At 52.7% G+C, this 13,371-nt stretch carries 12 protein-coding genes and 1 pseudogene; 4 read left to right on the forward strand and 9 right to left on the reverse strand.

Translation table 11 applies throughout. The annotated features are described in order from the left end of the window. Positions 1 to 57: 57 nt before the first annotated feature. Together R0J87_RS17835 and R0J87_RS17840 are read right to left on the reverse strand one after the other, a co-directional pair. Positions 58 to 639, reverse strand: a pseudogene (locus R0J87_RS17835) (IS481 family transposase); the annotation flags it as partial. Between the two features lie 61 nt (positions 640 to 700). Then, a complete protein-coding gene (locus R0J87_RS17840; protein ID WP_498887839.1) occupies positions 701 to 1,075 on the reverse strand; it encodes a DUF6746 family protein in 375 nt (124 codons plus the stop codon). A gap of 503 nt (positions 1,076 to 1,578) precedes the next feature. Between R0J87_RS17840 and R0J87_RS17845 the strand changes: the two genes are divergently transcribed. The 4 genes from R0J87_RS17845 (at position 1,579) to R0J87_RS17860 (ending at position 5,442) form a co-directional block, all read left to right on the forward strand. After that, positions 1,579 to 3,003, forward strand: a complete 1,425-nt coding sequence (locus R0J87_RS17845) for a cytochrome ubiquinol oxidase subunit I (protein ID WP_498887841.1) — start codon at positions 1,579 to 1,581, stop codon at positions 3,001 to 3,003. Next, on the forward strand, positions 3,000 to 3,998 hold the full coding sequence (cydB, locus tag R0J87_RS17850) for a cytochrome d ubiquinol oxidase subunit II (RefSeq protein WP_498887843.1): 999 nt from the start codon (positions 3,000 to 3,002) through the stop codon (positions 3,996 to 3,998). Before R0J87_RS17845 ends, cydB begins: the two co-directional genes overlap by 4 nt. A 97-nt stretch (positions 3,999 to 4,095) precedes the next feature. Beyond that, positions 4,096 to 4,443, forward strand: a complete 348-nt coding sequence (locus tag R0J87_RS17855; protein ID WP_498887845.1) for a carboxymuconolactone decarboxylase family protein — start codon at positions 4,096 to 4,098, stop codon at positions 4,441 to 4,443. A gap of 105 nt (positions 4,444 to 4,548) precedes the next feature. Continuing rightward, the gene (locus R0J87_RS17860) at positions 4,549 to 5,442 is read left to right on the forward strand and encodes an alpha/beta hydrolase (RefSeq protein ID WP_498887847.1); all 894 of its coding nucleotides are present in this window, start codon (positions 4,549 to 4,551) and stop codon (positions 5,440 to 5,442) included. 50 nt (positions 5,443 to 5,492) lie between these two features. Here the strand turns inward: R0J87_RS17860 and R0J87_RS17865 are convergent, their stop codons facing one another. The 7 genes from R0J87_RS17865 to R0J87_RS17895 form a co-directional block, all read right to left on the reverse strand. After that, positions 5,493 to 6,959 carry a dihydrolipoyl dehydrogenase gene (locus R0J87_RS17865; RefSeq protein WP_498887849.1) on the reverse strand — a complete coding sequence of 489 codons (1,467 nt, stop codon included), beginning with the start codon at positions 6,957 to 6,959 and terminating at the stop codon, positions 5,493 to 5,495. Positions 6,960 to 6,995: 36 nt separating this feature from the next. Further along, positions 6,996 to 8,747, reverse strand: coding sequence for a SulP family inorganic anion transporter (locus R0J87_RS17870; protein WP_498887851.1), 1,752 nt, complete (start codon positions 8,745 to 8,747; stop codon positions 6,996 to 6,998). Next, the gene (locus R0J87_RS17875) at positions 8,747 to 9,973 is read right to left on the reverse strand and encodes an NAD(P)/FAD-dependent oxidoreductase (protein ID WP_498887852.1); all 1,227 of its coding nucleotides are present in this window, start codon (positions 9,971 to 9,973) and stop codon (positions 8,747 to 8,749) included. Before R0J87_RS17875 ends, R0J87_RS17870 begins: the two co-directional genes overlap by 1 nt. A gap of 106 nt (positions 9,974 to 10,079) precedes the next feature. Then, positions 10,080 to 10,502 carry a protein tyrosine phosphatase family protein gene (locus R0J87_RS17880; RefSeq protein ID WP_498887853.1) on the reverse strand — a complete coding sequence of 141 codons (423 nt, stop codon included), beginning with the start codon at positions 10,500 to 10,502 and terminating at the stop codon, positions 10,080 to 10,082. Positions 10,503 to 10,532: 30 nt separating this feature from the next. Then, positions 10,533 to 11,441 (reverse strand): MBL fold metallo-hydrolase, encoded by a 909-nt coding sequence (locus tag R0J87_RS17885; RefSeq protein ID WP_498887854.1) that lies wholly within the window; start codon positions 11,439 to 11,441, stop codon positions 10,533 to 10,535. A gap of 78 nt (positions 11,442 to 11,519) precedes the next feature. After that, complete coding sequence (locus R0J87_RS17890; RefSeq protein WP_498887856.1) at positions 11,520 to 12,167, reverse strand: peroxiredoxin; 648 nt, start codon at positions 12,165 to 12,167, stop codon at positions 11,520 to 11,522. A gap of 739 nt (positions 12,168 to 12,906) precedes the next feature. Further along, positions 12,907 to 13,371, reverse strand: a 465-nt coding sequence (locus R0J87_RS17895; RefSeq protein ID WP_498887857.1) for a copper chaperone PCu(A)C, incomplete at its 5' end; no start/stop codon positions are given.

Genomic DNA, 13,371 nt, shown 5'->3' on the forward strand with positions numbered 1-13,371 from the left:
TATAAAAAAATAATGTTAGGCAGATGCTTACACTACCCAAAACACTACCCATGTGGTTTAGAAAAGCCCCACCCCAAGATTATGGCTTTTGGGTCCCGTGTGGTCGAAAACGCGTTTGGTAAATAACTCTAGACGCTCAGCCTGCCATTTCTTCATCGCCATGATCGGCGATTGATGATGCTGCGATTTCAGCAAAAAATGGTAATTGCACACCCATCCATACGCTTGAAGGTCTGCTTCAGTTCTTCGCCTGAAGTATAACGATGAGTCACCGGCAAGTCGCTGATACGGCCGCTAAAGCGCTCCACCACGCCATTCTTCTGCGGCTTTCCCGGCGCTAGGCAAAGGTATTATGCTCACTGAACTTGCGCTCCCATGCCCGAGTGAGGCGATCCGTGAACGACTTGGCGTTGTCGGTCGACATAATCTGGATCTTGAAGAGCGCTTTCTGCTCCACCTGCTTCATAAACCTCTAGAGAATCAGAAGTCGATATACATAGCGTAGCCCGGTTAACAGTCTTTAAGGGCTTGTGCTGAGGCTTCCCGTCGACACCTTGCCAGCCCAGCCAGCGTCGGCACCTAACGCAGTTTGAGCATGCGGTGCAGGGCGAAGCGTAATAAACCAGGATTAAGGAACTCCACCCAAGCAGCAGTATCTATGAAAAGCCCGTCATTGCGACGGGCTCTAGAAAGGTGCTTACTACTCAGTCAGCGGAGCTGCGGCTTCTAAGTAGTCAGCTCCGTTTGAGCTGACGCGCTCTTTGTCGAGCGCTTCAGAGCCTAGATGAACTTCTTCCAATGAAATTGCCATGGCATCTACTTCTTGATCGATACGCTGCAGTGCATTTTCAAGTGTGTATGTCAGCATATGGATCTCGCCCATTTGCTCGTTTGAAAGCGTCTCAGCGCTGAGCAGCTGCGACAGGCGATGATTCCCTTCTTGGATGTTCTCAAAGGCTTGAGTGAGGTTCTCAGAGGGAGTTCCCTCGAAGTGGTCTAGACGATCTTGATTGTCTGCCAGCACAAGACTACTACTCATCAAGCTGCCTAAGATCAAAAATGAAAGTCGCTTCACCTAACACCTCGTTGTATATGAGTTTTTGTGTGCGTCATGCCTTTTCGCGCAAATGACCACAAATAATAATATAAATGATAATCGTTTTTTATTTTCAAGTTTTAACCACCTATCTGACATGGCACCTCAACATAGCTGTGCTGACAAAAACGTCGCTAATCCATCAATCTAAAACAGTCTTCTCAAGCATGAACCACTACGGAAGCAATCGTCTCGTGACGGCTTACCAAAACAGACGGGTAAAATGTGGCCTAAGATTAGTAACGCTTAGGTAGGCATGAGGCACCAGTAATGGTGTCCTAAAAAAGGATTGTCTTGTTAACCCTATTGCGACAGATGCGACAATACACCATCACCTACATCGCCTTTTGACGTGTCGATAAGACTCTTTACCTTGTAAAATAAATAAAGAAATAAACATATTCCATAATAGAATATAAAAGAGGCACGACCGCCCATGGTTCGTCAGTTTCTCGTCACGCTAAACGCGCTTGGAGGTTACGATGGAGCTTGATCCGCTGATCTTATCCCGTCTGCAGTTTGCTTTTGTGGTGTCCTTTCACGCCATTTTTCCTGTCTTCACTATCGGACTTGCTTCGTATATCGCCGTGTTACATGGTTTGTTTTACAAAACAGCCAATCAAGCATGGGACCGGCTAGCCCAGTTCTGGACCAAGGTATTCGCCGTAGTGTTCGGGATGGGCGTGGTGTCTGGCATTGTGATGTCGTTCCAGTTTGGAACAAACTGGAGTAATTTTGCTCTTGCCACGTCGAACTTCTTGGGGCCTGTGCTTAGCTACGAAGTCGTCACAGCTTTCTTCCTGGAAGCGGCTTTCTTAGGCGTGCTGTTATTTGGCCGCCATAAGGTTCCTCAGGGTGTTCACTTATTCGCCGCCATCATGGTGGCCATCGGTACGTTTATCTCGTCGTTTTGGATTCTGTCTGCAAACAGCTGGATGCAGACTCCAGCGGGCTACGAGTTGATTGATGGGCGCTTCCATATCACCTCCTGGCTTGAAGCCATTTTCAACCCATCATTCTGGTATCGCTTCGCACATATGGGTATGGCGTCCTTCCTTACAGGTGGCTTCGTTGTAGCGGGTGTTAGCGCGTGGTTTTTGTTACGCAACCGCGACGTGGAGGCCAATAAAAAAGCGCTTTCCATGTGTTTATGGCTACTTCTCTTTCTGACCCCGGCTCAGGCAGTGATCGGTGATTTTCACGGTTTAAATACGCTGGAGCACCAGCCGACGAAAGTCGCCGCCATGGAAGGTAACTGGGAAACTCGCTCTAACGTACCGTTGCTGCTCTTTGCGCTGCCAGATCAGGAAAACCAGACAAACCGTTTCGAAATTGGCATCCCCAGCATGGCCAGCATTATTCTCACCCATAGCGCTGATGGGGTAGTACCCGGTATTTCCGATGCAGCACCCGATGAGCAGCCTCCTGTCGCTATTGTGTTTTGGTCATTCCGCGTAATGGTGGGCATTGGCTTCTTAATGATCGGCGTCGCGTTGGTAGGGCTGTTGATGCGTCGTAAAGAGCGAGTATTTACAAGCCCGCTGTTCCTTAAAACGCTGGTGGCGATGATTATCACGCCCTTTCTTGCAGTTCTTGCAGGCTGGATTGTCACAGAAGCAGGCCGCGCCCCCTGGCTGGTGTATGGCGTGATGACCCACGCGCAGGGTCTTACGCCCTCGTTAACAGGCGGTATGGCTCTGTTCACGCTGATGGGTTACGTCGCGGTCTATAGCGTGGTGTTTGTAGTGGGTGTTTACTACCTCACTCGCGTGGTGCGTAACGGCATGCTGGATAATCCCGTCGAGGTTGACGGAGAGATTGAGCGTCCCAAACGCCCTCTTTCGGCGGCGCATACGCCACTGGATGACGACTTAAGCGACAACACCGCAGGAGCGAACGCATCATGAGTATCGACTTAGCCTTGATTTGGGCCGTCATTATCGGCTTTGGCGTCATCATGTACGTGATTATGGATGGCTTCGATTTGGGCCTGGGGATTCTTTACCCTTTGGCACCTGATGAAGAGTCACGCGATGTGATGATGAACTCGGTAGCACCCGTATGGGATGGCAATGAAACTTGGCTGGTACTCGGCGGTGCCGGGCTTTTAGGCGCTTTTCCGCTTGTCTATTCGGTTTTTTTGCCAGCCTTGTATATCGGCGTCTTTTTAATGTTGGCCGGTTTAATTTTCCGCGGTATCTCATTTGAATTTCGCTTTAAGTCGCATAAGAACCGCCGCTGGTGGAACCGTGCGTTTTTCTTAGGTTCCGCAATCGCAACCTTTGCCCAAGGTGCCGTGGTGGGGGCCTACATTCAAGGCTTTGCCGTTGAAAATTTCCGATATGTTGGCGGCGCGCTCGACTGGTTAACGCCGTTTACCGTACTGACTGGATTAGGATTAATGGCTGGGTATGCGCTACTCGGCGCCACGTGGCTAATTATGAAATCAGAAGGGCATGTGCAGCAGTGGGCCTATGCGATCACGCCTAAACTGCTGCTCGCGGTCTTGGCCGTGTTCGCGATTGTGAGCATCTGGACACCGCTGGTTAGCCCTGAAGTGTATAGCCGCTGGATGGATCAACTCCGGCTTATTTGGGTCTTCCCGCTACTCGCCATACTCTGCGCAGGCATGGTGTACCGTTCGGTGAAGCGCCAAGATGAGGGCCTGCCTTTTGTCATGGCGCTGGGGATCTTCCTATTTACCTACCTGGGGCTGATTGCCAGCAAGTGGCCGGTGATTGTGCCGCCTAACTATACGATTTGGGATGCCTCGTCCGCACCGGAGTCCCAGCTGTTTCTGTTAATCGGCTTCCTATTCGTGATTCCTATCGTGCTGGCCTACACCGCTTGGACCTACTGGGTGTTCCGCGGCAAGGTGAAAGTGGGCGAAGGCTATCACTAAAGCAGTCTTTAAAAGCAGCCCTTAAAAACGTCAGTTTACACGACCATTAGCGGCTTAGGATTTACCCGTAACTCTCACGCTTTGTTAGGAGGCGAGCATGCATAAAGATTGGCAAAAAACGACCCAAGACCTCTCCGCGCTGATGCAGGATATTGGCAAAAACATCCCCGATGTTGCCAAGGGGTTCACCCAAATGGCGAAAGGCGCCAACAAAGAAGGCGCGCTTTCACACAAGTATAAAGAGCTGATGGCGCTAGCCATTGGTATTAGCGTGCGCTGCGACGGATGTATTGCGTTTCACGCCAAAGCGGCGGCGGAGCTGGGTGCCACCCGCGAGGAAGTGATGGAGATGCTAGGCGTTTGCATGTACATGGGCGGCGGGCCAGCGTTTACCTACGCCGCCCAAGCGCTTGAGGCATTTGATAGTTTCACCAGTCAAGACTAAGCAGTCTCATCGTGCGTATACGCCCTCTTTTAAGCATGAAAGAGGGCCAAGCTAGTTCTCCTCAACGATAAATTTTTCGTTAGCACCCAATAATAAGGACAAAGCATGAACCTATGGCTATGGGTCTCTGGCATGCTCATTGCCAGCACAGTGGTTGCTGTACTATTGCACTATTTTCATCAGCGCCTGCGCCAACAACTTACTCCCACCCGTGAATCCGTTACTACAGAAGAACAGGCGCGCTCTTTTAATCGCCAAACCATTCGTTTTAAAACAAAAAATGGACTTACGCTAGAAGGATGGTGGTTGACTACTACGCATAAACAGCAAGGCAATGCCGTTTTAACTCATGGCTGGGGTTCTAATCGCACCGCTTTACTACCGTTAGTTCCCGTATTGCTAGCGGCCGGATGGAATGTATTGGCATTTGACGTGCGCAATCATGGTAACAGTGATGAGGATTCGTTCTCTTCAATGCCACGTTTTGCAGAAGATATTGACGCTGCACTCGCCTGGTTACATAGCAACTGTGATCGACGTGCTACGGCGCTAATTGGCCATTCAGTCGGTGCGGCTGCCACGTTACTCGCAGCATCACGGCGAAGCGATATAACCGCCGTTATTAGCTTATCGAGCTTTGCTCATCCCGAAGATATGATGAAAAGGTGGTTAGCAGAAAAAGGCATACCGTTTTTCCCTCTGGGCTGGTACGTACTCCGCTATGTTGAGCGAATCATTGGGTACCGGTTCGCTACGATTGCTCCGCTACATACATTGGCGCTCATCTCCTGCCCTATCCTTTTAGTACATGGCGACAGCGATTGCGTCATACCGCCAACAGATGCCCATAGACTGGCCAACCAAATGGATAAGGCTGTGTTGCGCTTAGTGCCAGGAGGACATGACTTAACATCAAGCGTGGCGCAGCACAGTGATGAACTGGTGGCATTTTTACAGGCATCTGTTGTTTCGAAGGAAGCGATGAGCCCCGCAAGTTAGCCTTCCTTCAGTTCATCACTTTCTTGCTAACGTACTATTTACACCCGTTATCAGTCGCCCGGGCCGCACTCCATGCAGCGCTCGGTAATGCTGAGCCCTTGCTTGAGGTTGGCCTGCAAGTCACGCAGCCCCGACCTTACGCCTTCTTCAATAACAGGATGATAAAAGGGCATTGCCAACATTTGGCTAACGATCAACTTTTGCTCTAAGGCCCAGGCAAGCAAGTGGGCAATATGTTCTGCGCGAGGCCCTAACATTTCTGCCCCCAAGAAAAGCCCGCTGCCGTGCTCTGCGTAAAGCGCTAGATAGCCATGGTTTTCCCCCATTACGCGCGCCCTGCCTTGGTCGTCAAACGACACGCCGCCTTCGGCAATACAGTCGCACCCGCCGTAGCGCCTCTCTAGCGCTGCACGGCTCTCCCCTACAATGGCCATTTGCGGCTCGGTAAACACCACCGCGAGCGGCACATTACGCTGCCCCACTTGCACATCGTCTAGGCGGGCGGCATTGCGTCCGGCAATTTTACCTTCGGTGATCGCTTCATGGAGTAGCGGAACGGACTGGTTGGCATCGCCCGCGATGAAGATATGGCTAGGCGTGTTGCCCTGGGCTAAACACTGCGTGGTGAAACGATTAAACCGAGGAACGCCACGCTTATCGAGCGCCACACCGGCGTTCTCGATAGCCAGCTGGTCTACATTGGGCTGACGCCCGGTTGCGGCTAGCACGTAGTCAAATATTTCCGTGATTTTTTGCCCGCTTTCCCGCTCGTAGAAGGTAATGGCGACGCCATCGCCTTGGTGCTCAACCTGCTCAATGGTGGCATCTGGATCAAGATATAGCTCGCGGTTAAACGTCTCATCGGCAAGCTGGCGTAGTTTGTCAGACTGAAAGGGGCCAACCGCTCCGCCAACCCCAAAGGTGCGTGTGCGCACGCCTAATCGACTCAGCGCCTGCCCTAGCTCCATACCAATCACGCCTGGGCCTACTACCGCCACGGAGGCTGGAAGCGTCTCCCAATCAAACACATCATCATTGATGATTAAGCGGTCTCCCGCCCCCTCCAGCAGGCCCGGCCACGTGGGCCGCGAGCCGGTGGCAATGATAACGGCGTTGGCTGTCAGCTGGGTATGGTCGCCAATGGTCAGCGTGTGGGGATCAATAAACCGCGCGTGCCCCTGCAGGCGGTGGGACTCGGGAATCGACTTCATCGAGGAGAGCACGTTATCAACAAAGCGGTCGCGCTCGCTCTTAACTCGCGCCATCACCGCATGTCCGTCAACCGCCACCTCATTAATGGCGACACCAAACATGGCGGCATTGCGGGCGCTGTGGGCGGTATTCGCGGCGGCGATAAGTAGCTTAGAGGGCATACAGCCCACCCGAGCACACGTGGTGCCATACGGCCCTTCTTCAATTAACACCACGTCGTCCGTGTGCTTGCGTGCGGCGTGCCATGCGCTAAGCCCCGCGCTGCCCGCGCCAATAATGGCGATGCTGGTTTGCTGCTGTTGCATAACGTGTTTCCTCTTCCTTGTGTTCAATCGCTTTGCTCAGCGTGCGTGCTGGCACTCTGCTGCCGTCAGCGCTTGGTCGGGATGCACCAGCGCTTGCCACGCTTCAAAGGTGGTGAAAAACATCTTGCCGGTGAGCTCATGGTAAAGGTCGGTGTCTTTTAGGCGATCCATCACCGGCCCTTTGACTTCAGCCAAGTGCAGCATGACGCCCGCATCCTTTAGCCGTGCGTTAATGGCCTCTAAGCTCTCCAGGGCTGATGCATCGATAATATTGACCGCTTGGCAGGTCAGCACCATGTGCTTTAGCGACGGAGAACGGGCGGCCAGGGCCATGACGGTATCTTCCAGATAGCGGGCGTTGGCAAAGTAGAGGCTCTCATCAATGCGCAGCATGGCGACCTGCTCATCGGTCTCGACCTGATGACGCTTCACATTACGAAAGTGCTCGGTGCCCGGCACCCGGCCTACCACCGCGCTGTGGGGCTGGCTGGTGCGGTAGAGATGCAGCCCTAGCGAGAGCATAACGCCGCTGACAATACCCATTTCCACGCTATGCAGCAGTGTCAGCAGCATCGTCGCGATCATCGCCAACCCATCGCTACGGGAGTACTGCCAGGTGCGCTTGACCGCAGGCAGATCAATCAACGTCCCCACTGCCACGATAATCGTGGCGGCCAGCGTGGCGGTGGGTAAAAAGGCCAGTAAGTCAGTGAGTAGCAGCGTTGCCAACACAATCCCAAGCGCGGTAAAAGCCCCCGCCAGCGGCGTTGCTGCCCCGGCTTCAAAATTGACCACCGAGCGCGAAAAACCGCCCGATACCGGCGAGCCACCGCTAACGCCAGCGCCAAGGTTGGCCATGCCGAGCGCAATTAGCTCTTGGTTGGGGTCGATACGCTGACGGCGCTTGGCGGCCAGGGTCTGCGCCACGGACACCGACTCCACAAACCCTACCAAACTGATCAGCAGCGCCGCCGGTAGCAGGCCGAGCCACAGCGATTGATCCAGACTCGGCAGCGTAATGGCAGGTAGGCCACTGGGTACAAAGCCCACCACATCGACCCCCTGCTGCTCCAGTTGGAAGCCCCAGGCCAACAGCGTGGTCACTACCACGGCCGAAATAGGCGCAGCTTTGACGATTAACCCTGCCCAACTGGCAGGCATTCCCAGCTTGGCCAGCCAACCATTCAGGCGCTTGCGACACACCCATAGATACGCCCATACGCCAAGGCCAATCAGCAGCGTGATGACGTTCACCTGCTGCCACTGGTCCAATAGCGCTCTCAGCAGTTCCAACACGTTATGGCCGGATGCTTCGACCCCCAAAATGTGCTTCAACTGGCTAATCGCGATCAAAATTCCTGAGGCGGTCACAAACCCGGAGATCACCGGGTGGCTGAGAAAGTTGACTAAAAAGCCCAGCCGGAGCACGCCCATGGCGATAAGAATCAGCCCAGAGAGCGCGGCCAGCACCAGCGCCGCACCGATATACTCCGGGCTGCCCGGCGCAGCAAAACTGCTCAGCGCCGAGGCCGTCATCAATGCTGCCACCGCCACCGGCCCTACAGCCAAACTCGCGCTGGTGCCAAAGATGGCGTACAGCACCAGCGGCAGCATGCTGGCATAGAGCCCCATTTCCGGCGGCAACCCTGCCAGCATGGCGTAAGCCAGCGCTTGCGGCACCAGCATCAGCGTGACAATCACCGCGGCAAGTACATCCCGCGTGAGCACTCCCCGGTGATACGATTGCAGCCAACCGATTAACGGTAGCCATCGACTCAGAACGGACATCAATTTAACCACTCTTTGCCCCTTAGCATTAACCGCCAGTACACCCACGGCAACGCCTTAGCTTTTAAAACCCAAGCGGCACGAGTAGGTTTAGTGCCATTCATCAACCATTTAGGGAAGGTCGGTTGCAATTGACCGTTATAACCAAATTCTGCCAGCACGATTTTGCCTCGTTGAACAGTCAATGGACACGAGCCGTAACCGGCATATGCTGCTTTGAGCGGCTGATCATTTAGAGATGCCACCACGTTGTGTGCCACTACTGGTGATTGATTACGCACGGCGGCAGCAGTTTTAGCATTAGCAGTTCCGCTGGCATCTCCTAGGCCGAAAATATTGGGGTAGCGAACGTGCTGTAGCGTATGGGCATCTAGATCAAGCCAGCCACCGGCATTGCCTAGGCCAGAGGCGGCGATAAATGCTGGTGCCTTTTGTGGAGGCACCACATGAAGCATGTCGAACGGCCGCTCGACGATTTGGCTGCCACTTTCGCCTGCCACGTCAAACAGCGCTACTTTGGCTGTGCCATCCACGGCGGTTAAGCGGTGCTTAAATGCCGTTTCGATGCCATAGCGCTTAATATACGACTGCAGGGCAGGCACGTACTCTTTGACCCCAAACAGCACCTCACCTGCGTTACAGAAGGCGGGCTTAATCTGGCCTAAGCGCCCTTGCTTGCGCCAATAGTCGCAGGCAAGGTACATGGCCTTTTGAGGGGCGCCTGCGCACTTGATGGGCATAGGAGGCTGAGTAAACAGTGCTTTACCTTGCTTAAGCGACTGTACTAACGACCAAGTATACGGTGCGAGGTCATAGCGGTAGTTAGAAGTTACGCCATTAACGCCCAGCGTTTCTTCCAAACCACTAATAATTGTCCAATCGATGACTAGCCCAGGGGCTACAATCAAGCGACGATAAGAAAGTGTTGCGCCGTTGGCGAGCAAGACATATTCAGATTTAGGGTCAATGCGTTCTGCTTTGGTCTGGTGCCAAGTCACCCTTTTCGGCATGACATCAGCCATCGGTTTACGAGTGGACTCTGGCGTAAAGATACCACCACCTACCATGGTCCAGCCGGGCTGATAAAAGTGGTGATCGGCGGGTTCAACGACTGCGATACGTAGATCAGGCTGCCGCTTAAGAAGGCTTGACGCAACAGAAATACCGCCTGCCCCACCGCCAATGATAACCACATCGAAAACGGCTGTATTGTTGATAGCACTCATAAGGCCTCGGCTTTTATAAAATGTGACGCATGAAAGCGTCACAAAAAACAGTTTTATCTATAATTCATACCTATAGATTGAACGCAAAAGACTGTGTAAACATCGCTTATATATTTACCAATTGATGACGATGCTCTTCGAGGTCTACACCTGCTACGTGAGCCGCCTCAAACAGCTCTGCTAAATCGCACTGTTCGTGCCGACGCTTAGCGTAGGCCCAGAGATGCGTAGCCCGTTTACCTGTGCGGCAAAAGGCCAATAAAGGACGTGGAAGCTGTTTAAGTGCTTTAGCAAAAGAATGAATATCAGCCTCGCTATATTCACCAGGCTTCACGGGGATATGCACCCAGGCAATGCCAAGTTGCTCGGCCTTTTCGCGGTAACGCGCCTCGTTGGGAAAGTCCTCACTCTCACCCTCGATACGATTACACACCACTGCATGAAATCCACGGGCTTTTACCTCGTCCAACTCATCCACCGTCAGCGCTGAGGTGATCTCAACGCCTGGCTCTAACGGTCTTGTTTGCATGGCCACACTCCCTTATGAATGTTGGGAACATCAATCCCAGGCAGCGCCCTCTAGCGCGTCCAGCGGGATTTTTAGATAACGCTTGCCGTTCGCCTCTGGTTCCGGCAAACGGCCACCGCGAGCATTTACCTGAAGAGAGTGTAAAATCAGTTTGGGCATGGGTAGTTCGCTATCGCGCTTACGGCGTAAGGCGATGAATGCCTCTTCACTGTTATTTGCTAAATGAGGATTGCCATCGCGCTGTTCCGCTACCGTGCTTTCCCACTGCGGCTCTCGTCCATTGGGCATGTAATCGTGCCCAGTAAACACGCGGGTGGCGTCTGGCAGCGCTAGGATTTGCTGAATAGAGTTCCACAACACGTGGGCATCGCCACCGGGAAAATCGGCCCGCGCGGTACCAAAATCGGGCTGAAAGAGCGTGTCGTGGACAAACGCCGCGTCGCCAATCACATAGGTAATAGACGCAAGCGTATGGCCAGGAGAGTGCATCACGCTAGCCTTTAGCTCGCCAATGGTGAAGGTATCACCTTCGGCAAATAGCCTATCCCACTGGCGTCCATCGGTGGGCATCTCCGGCCAGTTGTAAATCTCCTTCCACAGCGCCTGTACCTTGATGACATGCTCACCAATTGCAGTAGGTGCGCCAGTTTTTTCTTTCAAATACTGCGCTGCTGAGAAGTGGTCGGCATGGGGATGGGTGTCGAGAATCCACTCGACCGACAGGCCTTCTTTAGCGATATAAGCAAGCAACTCATCGGCGTGATGCGTAGCCGTCGCCCCGGACTTCTCATCAAAATCTAAAACAGGATCAATAATCGCACACTGCTTCGTCGCAGGGTCGCTGACTACGTATTGAACACTGAAGGTACGTGGATCAAAAAAACCTGCTACATCAGGTGTGCCTGCCGACGTGTGCTCAGAATGTGCAAAGGTTTTCATAAATGACTCTCCTGCTAGTGAGCTGAAAGGAAAATGATGACTGACCAAAGCCAGCCATCTCGTCACTACTCGTAGACGTCAAACAGATTTTTTGCAGAAGTACCAGTCGGTGTATTCATACCCCTCTGATTGGCGTGCTTCTGCGGCTTGCGAGGTGTGGGGAGGTGGCACGATCACCGGCTGACCAGGCAGCCAAGCCTCGGGAGTTGCCACCCCATGCTCATCGCTGGTTTGTAACGACTTCACCAAACGAAGAACTTCCTCAACAGAGCGGCCATTGCTCATGGGGTAGTACAACATCGCCCGCAGCACGCCTTCAGGGTCAATCACAAAGGTCGCGCGGACGGCGGCCGTATCACTCGCACCTGGCTGAATCATGCCGTAGGCGTTGGCCACCTTCATGCTCAAATCCGCAATGATAGGGAAGGTAATCTCAACCCCAAAGTTTTCCTTGATGCTGCGGGTCCAGGCAATGTGTGAGTGGATGCTGTCTATCGACAGGCCCAGCAGCTCGGTATTCACTGCCTTGAACTGATCAGCGTAATTCGCAAAGGCCGAAAATTCTGTGGTGCAAACCGGCGTAAAGTCGGAGGGGTGGGCAAACAGCACCAACCACTTGCCGCGATAGTCGCTCAACGACTTTTCGCCGTGAGTAGTTTTTGCCGTGAAATCAGGCGCTGGACGGTTAATCTGGGGCATGACGGGCTGAATCGTGTCGTTAGACATAGCAATTTCCTCTTGGCTGTGTGCTTACAGGAATAACGATAGCTCATTTTGTTATATGTAGCGAATAGAGGTCTTCTATAGATTTGATAGGGCCACACAAAATGAGCTGCTAGATGTCGGCACTGACTTTGAATGTCTAACGGGCTACAGAGGCGCTATTTATAGGAGGCCACTAGGGATATGGCACGCTGGGTCTGTCTGACGACCTTCGTGCCCTGCCCCCATAGGTTGGTTCATGATGTATTTAACATTTGAAAAAGAAAGAACGATTCAACATACAAATGATGCTGAACAACAACGGCACGTCATTTTCAGATCACTTCTCACAGACAAATGATCTAGAACCAAAATGACGTTGCTCTTTAAACAAGCGTGTGAAATAAACGACAGACGCTCGAAGATGTTGCCCCTCTCTTGCACGCTCGACGTATCACCGCTCTCCTTACGGGTGCTGACAATAAGTGATGGGGGTTACTTGCTGAAGGACTGCAGAAGCTGACGGCACTATGATGATACGTCGAGGTAAACCATGATTAAGGCTGTAACAAAATAGCTTTTACGGTGGCAGATGGGTTTGGCTTAGAGCGCTGGTTTTCAAACAGCTATGAGAAGCAAAGAGCAGTTAGGCCATTTGACGGTAATCGGCAGATGCTCACGTCATCGTTATGGCATCTTGTGACCGAAATCGATAACCCAAGGCCCTGAATATTTAATCAACACCCTCATGAACGAAGCAGGCTCAATGACCAGAATGACTCTGTGACTTATTCTCGGGAAAGGTCCCTGCCGCTAGCACTCGAAGCTCTACATCGACGCTGGGCGAGTGCTCGAACTCTAGTGTGACAGGTACAAACGTACCTTCCACAATAGGTCCCGACAGCTCCATGAACATCAAGTGTAAACCGCCCGGCTTCAGTATCACCGTACTACCTGGCGGTATATTGATACCGTTGAGCAGAGGCATCATACGCATTACATCACCATCCATTTCCATCGTATGAATTTCCGTCCGGTTGGTTATCGTTGAAGAAGCGCTAACCAAGCGATCGTTCTGATCTCCATGGTTAGTCAAAGTGATGAAACCACCTCCAGCCCCGGCGCCAGGTGGTGTTGCACGAGTCCAAGGCTGAGAGACTTCAATTTTTGAGTTAATACCAGGCGATTCATTGTTATGGGAGCTGTTATCACTCGCCAGAAGAGTAGT

Source organism: Halomonas sp. SIMBA_159, assembly GCF_046536035.1.
Taxonomy (GTDB): Bacteria; Pseudomonadota; Gammaproteobacteria; order Pseudomonadales; family Halomonadaceae; genus Vreelandella; species Vreelandella venusta_A.

Coding starts and splice junctions, on each gene's coding strand:
- R0J87_RS17855 (WP_498887845.1), top strand. CDS start 4,096: ATGCATAAAGATTGGCAAAAAACGACCCAAGACCTCTCCGCGCTGATG.
- R0J87_RS17880 (WP_498887853.1), bottom strand. CDS start 10,502: ATGCAAACAAGACCGTTAGAGCCAGGCGTTGAGATCACCTCAGCGCTG.
- R0J87_RS17890 (WP_498887856.1), bottom strand. CDS start 12,167: ATGTCTAACGACACGATTCAGCCCGTCATGCCCCAGATTAACCGTCCA.
- R0J87_RS17870 (WP_498887851.1), bottom strand. CDS start 8,747: ATGTCCGTTCTGAGTCGATGGCTACCGTTAATCGGTTGGCTGCAATCG.
- cydB (WP_498887843.1), top strand. CDS start 3,000: ATGAGTATCGACTTAGCCTTGATTTGGGCCGTCATTATCGGCTTTGGC.
- R0J87_RS17860 (WP_498887847.1), top strand. CDS start 4,549: ATGAACCTATGGCTATGGGTCTCTGGCATGCTCATTGCCAGCACAGTG.
- R0J87_RS17875 (WP_498887852.1), bottom strand. CDS start 9,973: ATGAGTGCTATCAACAATACAGCCGTTTTCGATGTGGTTATCATTGGC.
- R0J87_RS17845 (WP_498887841.1), top strand. CDS start 1,579: ATGGAGCTTGATCCGCTGATCTTATCCCGTCTGCAGTTTGCTTTTGTG.
- R0J87_RS17865 (WP_498887849.1), bottom strand. CDS start 6,959: ATGCAACAGCAGCAAACCAGCATCGCCATTATTGGCGCGGGCAGCGCG.
- R0J87_RS17885 (WP_498887854.1), bottom strand. CDS start 11,441: ATGAAAACCTTTGCACATTCTGAGCACACGTCGGCAGGCACACCTGAT.